The sequence below is a fragment of the Amycolatopsis iheyensis genome (genome assembly GCF_024703995.1).
In the GTDB taxonomy this organism is placed as follows: Bacteria; Actinomycetota; Actinomycetes; order Mycobacteriales; family Pseudonocardiaceae; genus Amycolatopsis; species Amycolatopsis iheyensis.
Genome location: NZ_JAMXQV010000030.1, coordinates 53,902 through 67,672, shown reverse-complemented (window position 1 = coordinate 67,672; position 13,771 = coordinate 53,902). Strand labels below are relative to the sequence as shown.

General features: G+C 72.1%; 12 protein-coding genes. 1 reads left to right on the top strand and 11 read right to left on the bottom strand.

Annotated features, from left to right (window positions below):
• Positions 1 to 53: 53 nt before the first annotated feature.
• Positions 54 to 1,037, top strand: coding sequence for an ArsR/SmtB family transcription factor (locus tag M8542_RS40620; protein ID WP_257925710.1), 984 nt, complete (start codon positions 54 to 56; stop codon positions 1,035 to 1,037).
• Here the strand turns inward: M8542_RS40620 and M8542_RS40615 are convergent.
• Genes M8542_RS40615 through M8542_RS40565 form a run of 11 tightly spaced genes read right to left on the bottom strand, consistent with a single transcriptional unit; the run spans position 1,026 to position 13,551 of the window.
• Positions 1,026 to 2,252 carry a hypothetical protein gene (locus M8542_RS40615; RefSeq protein ID WP_257925709.1) on the bottom strand — a complete coding sequence of 409 codons (1,227 nt, stop codon included), beginning with the start codon at positions 2,250 to 2,252 and terminating at the stop codon, positions 1,026 to 1,028. The genes M8542_RS40620 and M8542_RS40615 overlap by 12 nt on opposite strands.
• 48 nt (positions 2,253 to 2,300) lie before the next feature.
• A complete protein-coding gene (locus M8542_RS40610) occupies positions 2,301 to 3,116 on the bottom strand; it encodes an HpcH/HpaI aldolase/citrate lyase family protein (protein WP_257925708.1) in 816 nt (271 codons plus the stop codon).
• On the bottom strand, positions 3,113 to 4,321 hold the full coding sequence (locus M8542_RS40605) for a CaiB/BaiF CoA transferase family protein (RefSeq protein ID WP_257925707.1): 1,209 nt from the start codon (positions 4,319 to 4,321) through the stop codon (positions 3,113 to 3,115). The genes M8542_RS40610 and M8542_RS40605 overlap by 4 nt, the downstream gene beginning before the upstream one ends.
• The gene (locus M8542_RS40600) at positions 4,318 to 6,159 is read right to left on the bottom strand and encodes an SUMF1/EgtB/PvdO family nonheme iron enzyme (RefSeq protein ID WP_257925706.1); all 1,842 of its coding nucleotides are present in this window, start codon (positions 6,157 to 6,159) and stop codon (positions 4,318 to 4,320) included. Before M8542_RS40600 ends, M8542_RS40605 begins: the two co-directional genes overlap by 4 nt.
• Positions 6,156 to 7,037, bottom strand: coding sequence for a ribokinase (locus tag M8542_RS40595; protein WP_257925705.1), 882 nt, complete (start codon positions 7,035 to 7,037; stop codon positions 6,156 to 6,158). The genes M8542_RS40600 and M8542_RS40595 overlap by 4 nt, the downstream gene beginning before the upstream one ends.
• Entirely contained in the window at positions 7,034 to 8,305 is a 1,272-nt protein-coding gene (locus tag M8542_RS40590; RefSeq protein ID WP_257925704.1) for an ADP-ribosylglycohydrolase family protein, read from the bottom strand. Before M8542_RS40590 ends, M8542_RS40595 begins: the two co-directional genes overlap by 4 nt.
• Positions 8,302 to 9,456: an ADP-ribosylglycohydrolase family protein gene (locus M8542_RS40585; RefSeq protein ID WP_257925703.1), complete on the bottom strand. Its 1,155-nt coding sequence runs from the start codon at positions 9,454 to 9,456 to the stop codon at positions 8,302 to 8,304. The genes M8542_RS40590 and M8542_RS40585 overlap by 4 nt, the downstream gene beginning before the upstream one ends.
• Before the next feature lie 13 nt (positions 9,457 to 9,469).
• Positions 9,470 to 10,747: an ABC transporter substrate-binding protein gene (locus M8542_RS40580; RefSeq protein WP_257925702.1), complete on the bottom strand. Its 1,278-nt coding sequence runs from the start codon at positions 10,745 to 10,747 to the stop codon at positions 9,470 to 9,472.
• Between the two features lie 31 nt (positions 10,748 to 10,778).
• Positions 10,779 to 11,606, bottom strand: a complete 828-nt coding sequence (locus tag M8542_RS40575) for a carbohydrate ABC transporter permease (protein ID WP_257925701.1) — start codon at positions 11,604 to 11,606, stop codon at positions 10,779 to 10,781.
• Positions 11,606 to 12,550, bottom strand: a complete 945-nt coding sequence (locus M8542_RS40570) for a carbohydrate ABC transporter permease (RefSeq protein ID WP_257925700.1) — start codon at positions 12,548 to 12,550, stop codon at positions 11,606 to 11,608. Before M8542_RS40570 ends, M8542_RS40575 begins: the two co-directional genes overlap by 1 nt.
• Positions 12,547 to 13,551, bottom strand: coding sequence for a LacI family DNA-binding transcriptional regulator (locus tag M8542_RS40565; RefSeq protein ID WP_257925699.1), 1,005 nt, complete (start codon positions 13,549 to 13,551; stop codon positions 12,547 to 12,549). Before M8542_RS40565 ends, M8542_RS40570 begins: the two co-directional genes overlap by 4 nt.
• Positions 13,552 to 13,771: the final 220 nt, after the last annotated feature.

Below are 13,771 nucleotides of genomic sequence, written 5' to 3'. Positions count from 1 at the left end.
GCCCGCCTCGGCACCCGCGACACCATTTAGCGCAGTGCTACATACTCGAAGGCATGGCACTGGTGATCGAACTCGGCGTCGCGGAGCTGGCGACGACCCGGGTCGCGATCTCCCCGCTGTCGGAGACGGTCGAGTGCCTGCGGCAGCTGGGCGGCCGGGACCGGCAGGCGGTCAACCTGCCGTGGCTGCGCTGGGCGGAAGACGAGCTCGCCCGCGAGCCGCTCGCGCTGCCGTGGACGTGGCCGCTGCTCGTGAGCGACCGGCCCAACTGGCCGCAGTTCCTCGTGCCCGCCCCGCGCGGCGCCGGTCCGTCCATCGACGACGACCTGGCCGCGCTGCGCGCCACGACGGCGCGGCAGGTCCGGCGCAGTCTCGGCCGGGTGTTCGGCGACGACCCGCGCGGCACGGTCACCGACTTGGCCGCCCACCCGGCCGCCGGCCTGAAGGCGGTCGCCGCGGAGCTGCGCGCGGCGCACGACCGGCTGGTCGCCCCGCACTGGCCGAGGATGCGCGCGGTCCTCGACGCCGACGTCGCCCACCGCGCGCGGGTGTTCGCCGCCGGCGGCGCGGAAAAGCTGTTCGCCGGGCTGCACCCGGACCTGCGCTGGGACGACGGCCGGCTCCTGCTGACCAGCGAGCACGTCCGGGACGACGTCGTGGTGAACCGCGGCCCCGGCGGGCTGGTGCTGATCCCCGTCGTGCTCGGCCCACCGCACGTGATGATCAAGAAGAACACCTCGACCCAGACCACGGTCCGCTACCCGGCCCGCGGCCGCGGCGCCCTCTGGACGGCGGGCACCCGACCACCCGCCGAGGCCACCGTCCGGCTGCTGGGCCGCGCGCGGGCCGGGCTGCTCGAAGCGCTGCGCTCCCCCGCCACTACCACCGACCTGGCCCACGCGCTCGGCGTCACCCCCAGCGCGGTGTCCCAGCACCTGGCCGTGCTGCGCGAAAACGGCCTGGCGCAACGCGAACGCTCCGGGCGCCAGGTCTTCTACCTGATCACGGCGCTCGGCGCGGCCCTGCTAGCCGAGTGAGGTCAGCGGCACCGCGAACACCGACCGGCCGCAAGTCTGGCCCTGTGCCTCGCAGTCGGCCGTCGACCACTCCGACTGGGACCACACCAGGCCCGTCGACCAGTCGTAGGTCAGCGCCTCCGGGTGCACCGCCCAGCACGCGCTCGTCGTGCCGCAGGTGGCCGACGTGCTCGCCGTCGTCGTCTGGGCCCAGAGCTGGCCGTTGAGCGTGGCCGAGCTGTGGGCCACGTACCACTTTCCGTTGTGGGACAGCACGCCCTGCATGTTGCCCACGTAGCTGCGGTAAGCCTCGGTGGCGGTCCCGGTCAGCAGGTAGTCCGTGCCCGCCGGGTAGCGGTAGAGGCGGCCGTGGCGGCTCTGGTCGGAGAAGTACTCCGTCGTCACGATGCTCGCCGGGCTGGTGCTGCGGTCCAGCGACAGCGACGAGAAGCACGGCACCCCGGTGTCGGAGGACATGCTGCAGGTGCCGCCCGCATAGGTGTAGTAGCCGACCTGCATCATCGCGTACTTGTAGGTCCAGGCGGCGTACCCGCGCGAGGTCTTGCCGATCGCGTTCGACGTCGTGTCGGTCAGCTGCAGGATGTGCTTGGTGCTGAACACCCGGATCGCGGTCGAGGTGTTCCCGACGGCGGTGACGTAGATCTTGTCGCCGTACCACGCCATCCCGCCCATGTGCGCCTGCGCGCCGGAGAAGCTGCTGCCGGTGCTGTTCGGCACGGCCAGGTACACCATGCGGTGCGCGGCCGACGCCGGGTCGTCGTAGTTGACGGCCTGGATGCGCGCGTCGTCGTACCGGCCGAGCGCGGCGGTGCCGTGCCAGCCGGACAGGATGATCTTGTCCGCGCCCCACATGCCGTCGTCGTCGGCGTCACCGGAGGTCGTGATGCCCTGCGGGACCCAGGTCGTGCTGCCCGCGCGTTCGGAGTCCCAGCACAGCGCCTTCGTGGCGGCCGGCGCCTTGGGCAGCGCGGCCTTTTCGGCGGCGGTGCAGCCGGTCATCGCGTAACTGGGGTCGTTGACGACGGTGTTCATGCTGACGTTCGGCAGCGCGTTGTCCAGCGCGGTCAGCGCGGCGGCCGGCGTCGCGTGCCAGACCAGGTTCTGCTTCGTGGTGGTGGTCAGCGGGTCGCTGTAGGCCGCACTCGCCGCCGGAGTCAGCGTCAGCGCGCCGGCCACCACCGCCAGCGCCAAGAGGATCGCTTTCGGAATTCGCATGTCCGCCAGTGCGCCACGCGGGCGTCCAAATTCCGTACAACGCTCGTACTAATCGGCCAGGGAAAGCACCGTCCGCGCCTGTTCCACCATGGCGACGTCGAGGAAGGTCCCGTCGGCGAGGGCGATCGCGCCGACCCCGGCCGCCGTCGCGCCCGCGACCCGTTCGATGACTTCCCGCGCCCGCGAAACCTCCTGCGGTGTCGGCAAGAACGCGGCCCGGATCGTCTCCAGCTGCACCGGGTGGATGGCGGTCCGGCCGCGGAACCCGAGCGCCCGGCCCGCCCGGCAGGACGCGGCCAGCCCGTCGAGGTCGCGGACGTTGGCATAAGCGGACATCGCGGGCGGTACCAGACGCGCCGCCCGCGCCGCGACGATCACCCGGCTGCGCGCCCAGGTCAGCCCGGCCTCGTCGGCGACGCCGAGGTCCGAGCGCAGGTCGGCCTCGCCGAGCCCGATCGACGCGATCCGCGGCGACGCCGTCGCGATCTCCAGCGCCCGTTCCACGCCCAGCGCCGACTCGATCAGCGGGTTCAGGGCCCGGCCCGGCAGCACCCGGTCGATCGCGAGGATCTCGTCCGGCGCCTCGACCTTCGGCAGCCGCGCGCCCACCGCGAGCGGCAGGCCGGCGACCGTCGCGAGGTCGGCGTCGTGCCACGGCGTGCTCGGGTGGTTGACCCGCACCTGCACCGGGCGCGACACCTCGGCGAGCAGCTCCACCACGTTCGAACGGGCTTCGGCCTTGCGCGCCGGGGCGACGGCGTCCTCGAGGTCGACGAGCACGACGTCGGCCTCGGACGCCAACGCCTTGCGGACCCGGTCCGGGCGGTCGGCCGGCGCGTAGAGGAACGTCAGGGCCGGGCTCACACCGCACCCCGCTCCCGCAGCGCGGCGACGCGCTCGGGCGAGAACCCCAGCTCTTCCAGCACGGCGTCGGTGTCGGCCCCGTGCGGACGGCCGGTGTGGCCGATGACGCCGTCGTGGCCCGAAAGCCGGAACAACGGTCCCTGCATGAGCATCGGGCCGAGGTCGTCGTCCTCGATCTCGTGGATCGTGCCGAGCGCCCGGAACTGCGGGTCCTCGACGATGTCCGCGGCATCGTAGATCGGCGCGACGGCCGCCTGTGCCTCCTCGAAGGCCGCGACGACCTCGTCGCGGGTGCGCTGCCCGATCCACTTCCCGACGGCTTCGTCGAGCTCGTCGGCGTGCCGGGCCCGCTCGGCGCCGGTGGCGAACCACGGCTCGTCGGCCAGGTCCGGCCGCCCGACCATGCGCACCACGCGCTCGGCGATCGACTGGGCCGACGTCGAGACCGCGACCCACTGGCCGTCGGCGGTGCGGTAGGTGTTGCGTGGCGCGTTGTTGGTCGACCGGTTACCGGTGCGCGGCTGGACGGTCCGCAGCTGGTCCCAGCGGGTGATCTGCGGGCCGAGCATGGCCAGCATCGGCTCGATGATCGCGGTGTCGACGACCTGCCCGCGGCCGGTGGTCGCGCGGGCGGCCAGTGCGACCATGATCGCGTATGCCGTGGCCAGCGACGCGACGCCGTCGGCGAGCCCGAACGGCGGCAGCGTCGGCGGGCCGTCCGGCTCCCCGGTGGTCGCCGCGAACCCGCTCATCGCCTCGGCGAGCGTGCCGAACCCCGGCCGCGACCGGTACGGGCCGAGCTGCCCGAAGCCGGTCACGCGGGCGAGCACCAGCTTCGGGTTCCAGCTCGCCAGCTCGTCGTACCCGAGGTGCCAGCGTTCGAGCGTGCCCGGGCGGAAGTTCTCGATGACGACGTCGGCGGTGGTGGCGAGCGCGAGGAACACCTCGCGGCCGCCTTCGCTGCCGAGGTCGGCGGTGACCGTGCGCTTGTTGCGGCCCAGCGTCTTCCACCACAGGTTGACGCCGTCCTTCGCGGCGCCGTGGGTGCGCGACGGGTCGGGTTTGCGCGGGTGCTCGACCTTGATCACGTCGGCACCCATGTCACCCAGGTGCATCGCGGCCATCGGGCCGGCGAAGAGCGTCGAGGCGTCGATGACGCGCAGCCCGGCGAGCGCGCCGGCCGAAGGATCGCGGGAGACGCTCACGACCGGACCTCCCACGCGCACCGGAAGCCGACCGTCGCGCTCCGGGCGAGACCGAAGCCGGGCAGGAGGAGCTTCACGGTGTAGTCCGGAGCTTTGACGCCGCCTTCGACGTACCACTCGGAGCCTTCGGCGCGGTAGTCGCTGCCGCCCTTGAGCATCACGAACCGCGTGCGGCCGTCGGAGTGCTCGCTCTCGGTCCAGTTCCAGACGACGGGTGTGCCACGGCGCAACCGATCCCCCGCCAGCTGCCACTCGTCCTCGGTCGGCAGGCGGCCACCGCGCCAGGCGCAGTACGCGCGGGCGTCGTCGAGGTCGACGTGGGTGACGGGCTCGTCCGGGGCGCCCGGCTGTCTCGGCTCCTGACCGGTGGCCGCGAGGAACTCCGCGTACTGCGCGTTGGTCACTTCGGTGGCCGCCACCGCCACCGCCGTGGTCAGCTCGCCTTCGCGTTGCAGCGTGCGGGCGTCGTGCAGGCGCGGCGAAAGCGGCTTCCATTCGTCCACATAGGGCGCACCCTGGTACATGCCGGTCTCGCGGGCGCGGTACCGGACGGTGAGGACGTACGGTCCTTTCGGGATTACGACAGCATCTTCATCGGGCTCACCGGTAGTCCTTTGTGGACTTACTCGGTTCGCGATCCGGTGCGGGAACCGAGCGTCCGGGTTGTGCGGCAGCGGCGGGAGGTCCGGCGACCAACCCTGCACCGCGGCGCCGATCCCCCGAGCCGGGACGCCGTCGAAGAGGTCGGCGCCGGGCAGCGGGCCGCGGTAGTCGGTGTCGCCGCGGTTGACGAGCGTCCAGAGGATCTTCCCGTCGAGTTCCCACTTCGACGCGTACACGCCGGCGGCCTCGGCTTCCGGCGCGAGTTCGGCCAGCGGTGTCCATTCGCCGTCCAGCAGCAGGTCCTGGGCCGCACGCTGGAGGGTGACCATCCGGCGCACGGTCCCGGCGTCACGCGGCGACCAGCCGACCCACACGCCGAAGACGACTTCCCAGACCATGACCCCGACGCCGTTGAGCCACGCGGACTGCAGCTCCTCGCTGTGGTCGCGGTGCCAGCGGCGGACGTGGTGCTGCATGTGGCGCCGCTCGTACCAGTGGGCGCGCAGGACACCGGGCACGGGTGAGTCGGCGAAGAACTGCGCCCACGACGCCGGGTGGTCCTCGATCCGCTCGACCGCGAGCTTGGATTCGCCTTCGAGGACGAGCCCGGGCCGCGCGGCTTCGAGCCGCTCGACGAAGTCCGGCTCGGCCTTCTTGAGCGTGTCGAGGAAGACGCCGTCGGCCTTCAGGTCGGCGACGAGAGCGGCCAGCTCGGTCAGGTCGTCGGCACCACGCCGGGTGCCGACGTCCCAGGGGTTGTAGTCGACGAAGACGTGCAATCCGGCGGTGTGCAGTGACTCGATCAGCTCGGTGAGGCCGGGGACGTCGCGGTAGAAGTCCCACTGGTTGCGGTCGTCGAGGCCGATCACCGGGTAGGCGTGCCAGAGCACGACGGCGTCGAGGCCGCCGAAGCGCTCGCGGGCGTCGGCGAGGAAGCGCTCGGGGGTGAAGCGGCGCTCGTTGAAGTCGTAGAGCAGTTCGTCCCAGAGCCACACCTGGGCGACGGTGTGGCAGGTCGCGGCCCAGGCGGCGCCCGGGCGTTCGTACATCGCGCCGGTGTAGCCGTGCCGGGCCCGGGCGTCGTCGCGCCAGTTCTCGAGCGCCTCGCGCCACGCGGGCCGGTCGGCCGGGTCGGCGGGCGCGGCGAAGATCTTGGCCGCGTCGGGATCGGGGCCGGTCACCTCGGCGGGCCGGTCGATCGGCCGCGGCACGAGCGGGTCGAACGTGTAGGTCATGGTGCGTTTCCTCCGAGCGCGGCAACCTCGTCGACGGTGGGGACGGCGGCCTGTGCCCCGGGCCGGGTGACGGCGAGCGCCCCGGCCACGGTGGCCTGCTTCGCGGCGTCGGGCAGGTCTCGCCCCCGCGCGAGCGCCGCGGCGAGCACACCGCAGAAGGTGTCGCCGGCGCCGGTGGTGTCGACGACGTCGACCGGGATGCCGGGGATGCGCACGGGTTCGTGGTCCCGTCGCAGGACCACGCAGCCTTCGCCGCCGAGGGTGACGACGACCGCGGGCACCCGCTTGAGCAGCCGCTCCGGCTCGCCGGCGAGGTCGGCCGCTTCGTGTTCGTTGACGACGAGGATGTCGAGCACGTCCCAGAGCGAGTCCGGCAGCTCCCGCGAAGGAGCGGCGTTGAGGATCATGCGTGCGGTGTTCTTCCTCGCCGCGGCGGCGGCCGCTACCACGTCGAGAGGGATCTCCAGCTGGGCGAGCACCACGTCGGCTTCGGCGATCCGCTCGGCCTGAGCGGCCCCGATCCGGACGTGGTCGTTGGCGCCGGGGGCCACGACGATGGCGTTCTCACCGTCCGGGGAGACGGTGATGAAGGCGGTGCCGGTCGGTGCTTCGGCGCGTTCGACGAGGTCGGCCCGGACCCCGGCGCCGCCGAGGGAGACGAGGAGCAGGTCGGCGCCTTCGTCCTCACCCAGGGCGCCGACGAAGGTGGTGTCGGCGCCGCCCGCCAACGCGGCGGCAACCGCCTGATTGGCGCCCTTGCCGCCGGGACTCCGGCGAAGGCGGCCACCGAGAACGGTCTCGCCGGCTTTCGGCGGCCGCGGCACGTCGACGGCGAGGTCGACGTTCGCGGACCCCACGACCACGACTCTTCCGGTCATGCGAGTGCCGCCGTCCGCGCCGCGAGGTCCTCGATCCGCCGTTCCCCGCCGGGCAGCGACGTCGCGATCCGGCCATCGAGGGGCTTGCTCCAGTACTCGTCCACGCCGCTCACCGCACCGGCCACTCCCCCGACCGTCGCGGCCACCGAGTCCGTGTCCCACCCGGCCGTCACCGCGATCGACACGCTCGGCCCGAACTCCCCGCCGCCCTTCGCGAGCGCGTAGGCGATCGTCGCCGCGTTGTTGAGCACATGCACCCAGTGCAGGTGCCCGTACTGCGCGTGCACCCGGTCGAGTCCACTTCGGACATCACCGTCGGCCGCCGCCGAACGGCCGAAGGAGACCGCCGCGGCCAGGTCGCTGGACGCCGGGATCACCGACGATGCCGCGTCGAGGACCTCGTCCACCGTGTCGCACACCATCGCCGCCGAGGCGAGGGCGGCGGCCCACATCGCGCCGTACACCCCGTTGCGCGTGTGGCTGAGCCGCGCGTCGACTCGCGCGAGCCTCGCCGCCTCGTGCACGTCACCCGGCGAGACCCAGCCGAACACATCCGCGCGGATCAGCGCGCCGATCCACTCGCGGAACGGGTTGTGGTGGGTCGCGGTGTCCGCCCGCGCGTCGAGGAGGTTCCGGTACGCGGCCCGTTCCGCGGTGAAGACCCGCCCGGCGGGCAGGTTGTCCAGCCACAGCTGAGCGACGTCGGACGTGGTGAACGACCGGCCGTGCGCCTCCACAAGGGACAGTGCGAGCATCGGGTAGTTGAGGTCGTCGTCCTCGGGCATCCCGTCGATGTTCTCTTCGAGGGACGTCGGCGCCGAGCGGCGGTTCCACGGCCACCGCTCGGCGACGTCGGCAGGCAACCCCACCGCGGTGAACCACCGGTCGAGGGGCCAGCGGCCGGTCGCGCGCAGGATTTCCTCGATCCCCTCGCGCGGGATCTTCTCGACCGGCTTGCCGAGCAGGCACCCGGCCGCGCGCCCGGTCCACGCCGCCAGTTCACGACCGCGGGAACCGCGGGGCAGCACCGGCGCCGCGGGCAGGACCGGCTCCGGCTCGTCGACCGGCGAGTCCAGCTCGTCGAGCAGCTCACGCGCCAGCGAACGCAACTCCGGCATCGCCGGACCGGCGCCACCGACCGCGGGGATCGGCGACCCACCCGCCGCGACCCACCGCTCCCGCACCGCGGTGACGTCCTTGCCCTCGGCAGCGGACTGCACCAGCTCGTGCGGGAGCAGATCCTCGGGCTGGGCCCAGGTGAGCCTCACGCCGTCTCCTCGAGGAACGCGGCCCGCGCCGCGGCACGCTCGCGGTCGGCCTTCAGGATGTCCGCGGCCGCCGAGGCCAGCAGGTGCCCGGTCTCCCGCAGGTCCATCCGGCTGGCGTCGCCGATCTCGTCGACCCACTCGGCGGGCACGACGGCCGTACCGCCGAGGCCCGCGCAGATCGCCGCCGCCATCACGGCGATCGAGTCCGCGTCGCGGCCGTAGTTCACCGAGGCCAGCACCGCGCCCCGGAAGTCACCCCGGTGCGCCAGCACGAACGCCAGCGCCGCCGGCAGCTCCTCGATGGCCTTCGTCCGCGACGGCCGCCGCGCGTCCATCGACATCTCCCGGTAGTGCGGCCCCACCGAGTCGAACGGCGCCACCGTCTCCCGGACGAGCGCGGCGAGTGCCCGCTCTTCGTCGTCGGTGGCCGGGGGGACGGTCCGGCCACCGAACTTTTCGACGACCGCGCGCAGCGCCGCCGCGGTCCCGTCGTGGGCCACTTCCAAGGCGGCCGCGACGACGTCGTCCAAAGTGGCGCCCGGGGCGACGGCGGCGGCCACCATCGCGGCCAGCACGCCCGCCGCCTCGCGGCCGTAGCTCGACTGGTGCGCGCCGGTGAGGTCGATCGCCTCCGCGTAGGCGGCCCGCGGGTCACCCGCGTTCACCACCCCGACCGGGGCGACGTACATCGCCGCGCCGCAGTTGACCACGTTGCCCACGCCGGCTTCGCGCGGGTCGACGTGTCCGTAGTGGAGTCTCGCGACGATCCACTTCTCCGCCAGGAAGACCCGCTGCAACAGCAACGCGGTCGACTCCAGCTCCGGCACCCAGCGTGGTTCGCCGATCATCAGCGGCACCAGGTCCTCGGCCATCGCGTAGGCGTCGAGGTGCGCGCGGCGCTTCGCGTACACCTCGACGAGCGCCCGCGTCATGAGGGTGTCGTCGGTGATGTGCCCGTCGCCCTTGTGGTACGGCGCGATCGGGCGCGCGGTCCGCCAGTCGGGGTACCAGGGCCCGACGACCCCGGTCACCCGGCCACCGTGCCGCTGCTCGATCTGTTCGGGTGTCCACCCTTCGGTGGCGCCGCCGAGGGCGTCCCCGACGGCCGCGCCGGTGATCACCGCGACGGCCCGGTCTTCCAGCCAGCTCAAGTTCCCGCTCCTGTCACTTGCTGACGCTCTTCCAGCCGTCCTCGAGCTGCTTCGCGAGGCCGGCGGCGTCGATCTTCTGTCCGAGGAACTGCTGGTACGCCGGGGTCGCGACGGTGTCCTTCCACTGCGCGTACTTGCCGGCGAACAGGTAGGGCGCCGAGGTCGGGTGCTCCCCCGACGCGAGGATCGCGTCCCAGCCGTTCTTCCCCGCGAGCTTCGTGGCCAGTGCCTTGCGCGCCGAGGTCGTCGGCGGGATCAGGGCGTCGGCCTCGTTGATCGCGGCCAGGTTCTCCGTGCTGGTGAAGAAGTCCACGAACTCCGCGGCCTCCTTGACGTGCTGGGAGTCCTTGTTCACCGACAGCGTCTGCGGGTTCGCGGCCTGCGCGGGCCCGGCCGAGCCGGCCAGCGGCGGGAGCACGACCCAGTCGAAGCCCTTCGGCGCGTCCTTGGCGATGTTGGCCGCCTGGTAGGAGCCCTGGACGGTCATCGCGATCTGGCCGGCGTAGAACGGCGCGAGCGCCTTGGTGCCCGACTGCGTCAGCGTGACCGGCAGGATCGAGTGGTCCTGGTGGGCCATCGCGTCGACCAGCTGCGGCAGCGCCTGCTCACCCTGGCCGACGCTCAGCTGCGCCTTGTCCCCGGTGCCGTCGAAGTACTTGCCGCCGAAGCCGGGGGCCAGCGCGACGAACGCCGCGGTCGGGCTCGACAGGCCCCAGCCGAGGCCGAACTTGCCGTCCTTGGTGGTCGCCTTCGCGATGTCGCGCAGCTGGTCCCAGGTCATCGACGCGCCGGTCGGGATGGTGACGCCGGCCTGCTGCAGCTGGGTCTTGTTCGCGAAGACCACATAGGACTGCAGCTCGGTCGGCGCGGCGATCACCTTGCCGTCGACGGTGACCGAGTCGAGCACGCCCTTCGGGATGTCCGAGCGCTTGGCCTCCGGCAGGTACTGCGTGAGGTCCGCGAGGTAGCCGTCGGTGGCGAACGGCGCGATGCCGGCCGCCTCGTAGTGGACGATGTCCGGCGCCGTGCCCGCGTTGAACTGGGTGATCAGCTTGTCGTAGACGCCGTCCCAGCCCGCCTGCACGATCTTGACCTGGACGTCCGGGTGCGCCTTGTTCCAGTCACCGACGATCTTCTGCGTCGCGGCGATCGCGGCGGGCTGGTCGGACAGGGACTGGAAGGACAGGGTGACCGGGCCGTCGCCGCTGTCCCCGCTGCCGCCACCACACGCGGTGAGCAGCAGGCCGGCGACCGACAGGAGGGTGGCGGCAATCATGCGTCGTGTCTTCATCGACCGACCTTTCGGGGTTTCTCGGTGGGGTTCATCCCTTCACCGCTCCCGCCATCAGGCCGCTGGTGAGCTTCCTGCGCAGGATGCTGAAGAAGACGATGCTGGGGATGGCGGCGAGCACGGCGCCGGCGGCCAGCGGGCCGAGGGCGACCTTGCCCTCCCCGCCGACGAACATGTTGAGCGTGATGGGCAGCGTGTAGTTCTCCGGCGTCTGCAGGAGGACCAGGGCGAAGAAGAACTCGTTCCACGACGAGACGAAGCTGAACATCGCGGTCGCGACGACGCCGGGCATGAGCAGCGGGAAAACGATGGTGCGCAGCACGGTCACGCGGCTCGCGCCGTCCATCGCGCCGGCTTCCTCGAGTTCGACGGGAATCGCGGCGACGTACCCCTGCAGCATCCAGAGCGCGAACGGCAGCATGTACGTCGTGTGCACGAGCGTCAGGCCGGCCAGGTTGTCAGCCAGGCCGAGCGTCCGCAGGATCAGGTAGAGCGGCAGGATGATCAGCACGACCGGGAACACCTGGCTGACCAGGATCCAGCCGACGCCGGCCGCGCGCACCTTCCCCTTGAGCCGGGCCAGCACGTAGGAGGCGGGCACGGCGATGAGGACCGACAGCGCCGTCGAGGCGAGCGCGACGACGAGGCTGTTCGCCGCGGACCGGACCAGCCCCTGCTTCTCCAGCGCTTCGGTGTAGTTGTCCCAGTGCCATTCGCTCGGCAGCAGGCTCACCGTGAGCGAGTTCAGCTCGCCCGACGACTTCACCGACGCCGAGAGCAGCCACAGCAACGGAAAACCGAGGAAGAGGATGTAGAGCGCGAGGGCGGCGTATTGCGCCGGGCGCACGAGAACCCGCATCAGCGTCCCTTCCCGGCGGCGCGGTCGTCGCGGAACTGCGACCGCAGGTAGACGGCGAGGATGAGCACGATCAGCACGACGAGCACCAGGCCCATCGCGGCGGCGTAACCGATCTCGCGGTTCTTGAAGGCTTCGAGGTAGATGAAGAGCACCGGGACCATCGTCTTGCCGCCCGGCCCACCGGCGGTGAGCACGTAGACCAGTGAGAACGAGTTGAAGTTCCAGATGAAGTTCAGCGACGTGATCGAGGTGACGATCGGGCGCAGGCTCGGCCAGGTCACCGCGGTGAACCGCCGCCACGCGCCCGCACCGTCGACAGAGGCCGCTTCGTGCAGCTCCGCGGGGATCTGCTGCAGGCCGGCCAGGAGCGTCACGGTCGTCTGCGGCATGCCGACCCAGACGCCGACGACGATCACCGCGGGCAGCGCGACCGAGAAGTCGCCGAGCCAGTTGATGTCGTCCGGGAGGCCGAGGCTGCCGAGGAAGGCGTTGAGCGGGCCGCCGTTGGCGGAGTAGATCATCTGCCACATGATCGCCACGACGACCGGCGGCATCGCCCACGGCACGAGCGCGAGCACCCGTGTCAGGCCTTGCAGCCGCAGGCCGGAGTTCAGCAGCAGGGCCAGGCCCATCGCGGCGGCCAGCTGGAGCACGGTGACCCCGACGGTCCAGATCAGGCCGATCCGCAGCGAGTCCCAGAACAGGTCGTTGCCGACGAGCTTCGTGAAGTTGTCGACGCCGGCGAAGCCGTAGTCCGGGTGGCGGACCAGGCGCGCGTCGGTGAAGGCCAGGAAGATCCCGACGACCAGCGGCGCCACGCTGAGCACGAGGATCGGGATCAGAGACGGCAGCACCAGCGCGATCGCCTCGCGCCGCCGGGTGCGCGCCAGCACCGGCTTCTTCTTGCCCGGCGCGGGCGCCGGGCGGGTCAGGGTCGCGGTCACGGGGCACCTCCGGTCGACTCGCGCACCACCAGCTCGGGGCCGACAGCGACCTGCTGGGCCTCGTGGTCCGGGTCGTCGGCGAGCTGGAGCATGATCCGGGCCGCCGCACTCCCGCGTTCGGTCGAGCCGAGGGAGACGCTGGTCAGGCTCGGCTGGAAGACCCGGCCGAGCTCGGTGTCGTCCATGCCGGTGATCGCGACGTCTTCGGGCACCGAGCGGCCGGTTTCGCGGACCGCCCGGATCGCCCCGATGGCGAGCAGGTCGTTCGCTGCGACGAGCGCGTCCACCGGTCCGCGGGCGAGCAGCGCCCGGGCCGCTTCGAGGCCGGCGGTGACGGTGAAGTCGGCGGCGATCTCCTGGTCCACCCGCTCGAAGGCGGTTTCCTCGATGGCGGCGTGGAAGCCACGCTGCCGGGACGCGCCGGGCGTGGTGTCGAGCGGGCCGTTGAGGAAGCCGATCCGCCGGCGGCCGATGGTGTGCAGGTGCGTCACGGCCGCGCCGATGCCGCCCGCGGAGTCGGTGGACACGGAGCTGATCCCCCGGCCGTCCATCGCCCGGCCGATCACCACGACCGGCACGGGGGCCTGCTGGATCTCGCGGATCAGCCGGTCGTCGGTGCGCAGCGGGCTGACGATCATGCCGTCGACGAACCCGCTGTTGAGGCTGCGGACCAGCTCGGTGGTCGAGGTCGCGGTGTCGCCGGTGGTCATCACGACGACGCGGTAGCCGTGCGGCTCGAGGACGGCGTGGATGGCCCGCATCATCTCGACGTAGACGGGGTTCCCGATGTCGGCGACGGCGAAGGCGACCTGGAAGGTCTTCTTCAGCCGCAGCGATCGCCCGATCGCGTCGGCGCTGTACCCGAGCTCGGCGGCCGCGGCGCGGACCCGCTCGACCATCGCCGGGCTCGCGCCGGTGCCGTGCAGCGCGCGGGAGGTCGAGGCCAGGGAGACCCCGGCGCGCTCGGCGACCTGGAGCAGCGTGGCGCGTGTGGACGTCATCGGCTTCCTCGGTGTGCGTTCTTGGAAACGTTTCCAGGTGCGGATGCGGCGGTTGGAAACGTTTCCAATCAGATTAATCCAGATACTTGCACCGGTGAGCGGGGCGTGTCAACACAGCACGGAACGCGCCCGGCCGGTCACCGGGAGGTCCCTCAGCCGGGATGAGCGCGTGTTCGGCGGCCGCCGGGGGCCGCCGGGCACATCTCCCGCATCCTGGTAC

What these genes read in the sequence shown, in the direction of transcription:
- M8542_RS40620 (WP_257925710.1), top strand. Translation starts at nt 54, where the DNA reads ATGGCACTGGTGATCGAACTCGGCGTCGCGGAGCTGGCGACGACCCGG.
- M8542_RS40615 (WP_257925709.1), bottom strand. Translation starts at nt 2,252, where the DNA reads ATGCGAATTCCGAAAGCGATCCTCTTGGCGCTGGCGGTGGTGGCCGGC.
- M8542_RS40600 (WP_257925706.1), bottom strand. Translation starts at nt 6,159, where the DNA reads ATGACCTACACGTTCGACCCGCTCGTGCCGCGGCCGATCGACCGGCCC.
- M8542_RS40595 (WP_257925705.1), bottom strand. Translation starts at nt 7,037, where the DNA reads ATGACCGGAAGAGTCGTGGTCGTGGGGTCCGCGAACGTCGACCTCGCC.
- M8542_RS40580 (WP_257925702.1), bottom strand. Translation starts at nt 10,747, where the DNA reads ATGAAGACACGACGCATGATTGCCGCCACCCTCCTGTCGGTCGCCGGC.
- M8542_RS40575 (WP_257925701.1), bottom strand. Translation starts at nt 11,606, where the DNA reads ATGCGGGTTCTCGTGCGCCCGGCGCAATACGCCGCCCTCGCGCTCTAC.
- M8542_RS40565 (WP_257925699.1), bottom strand. Translation starts at nt 13,551, where the DNA reads ATGACGTCCACACGCGCCACGCTGCTCCAGGTCGCCGAGCGCGCCGGG.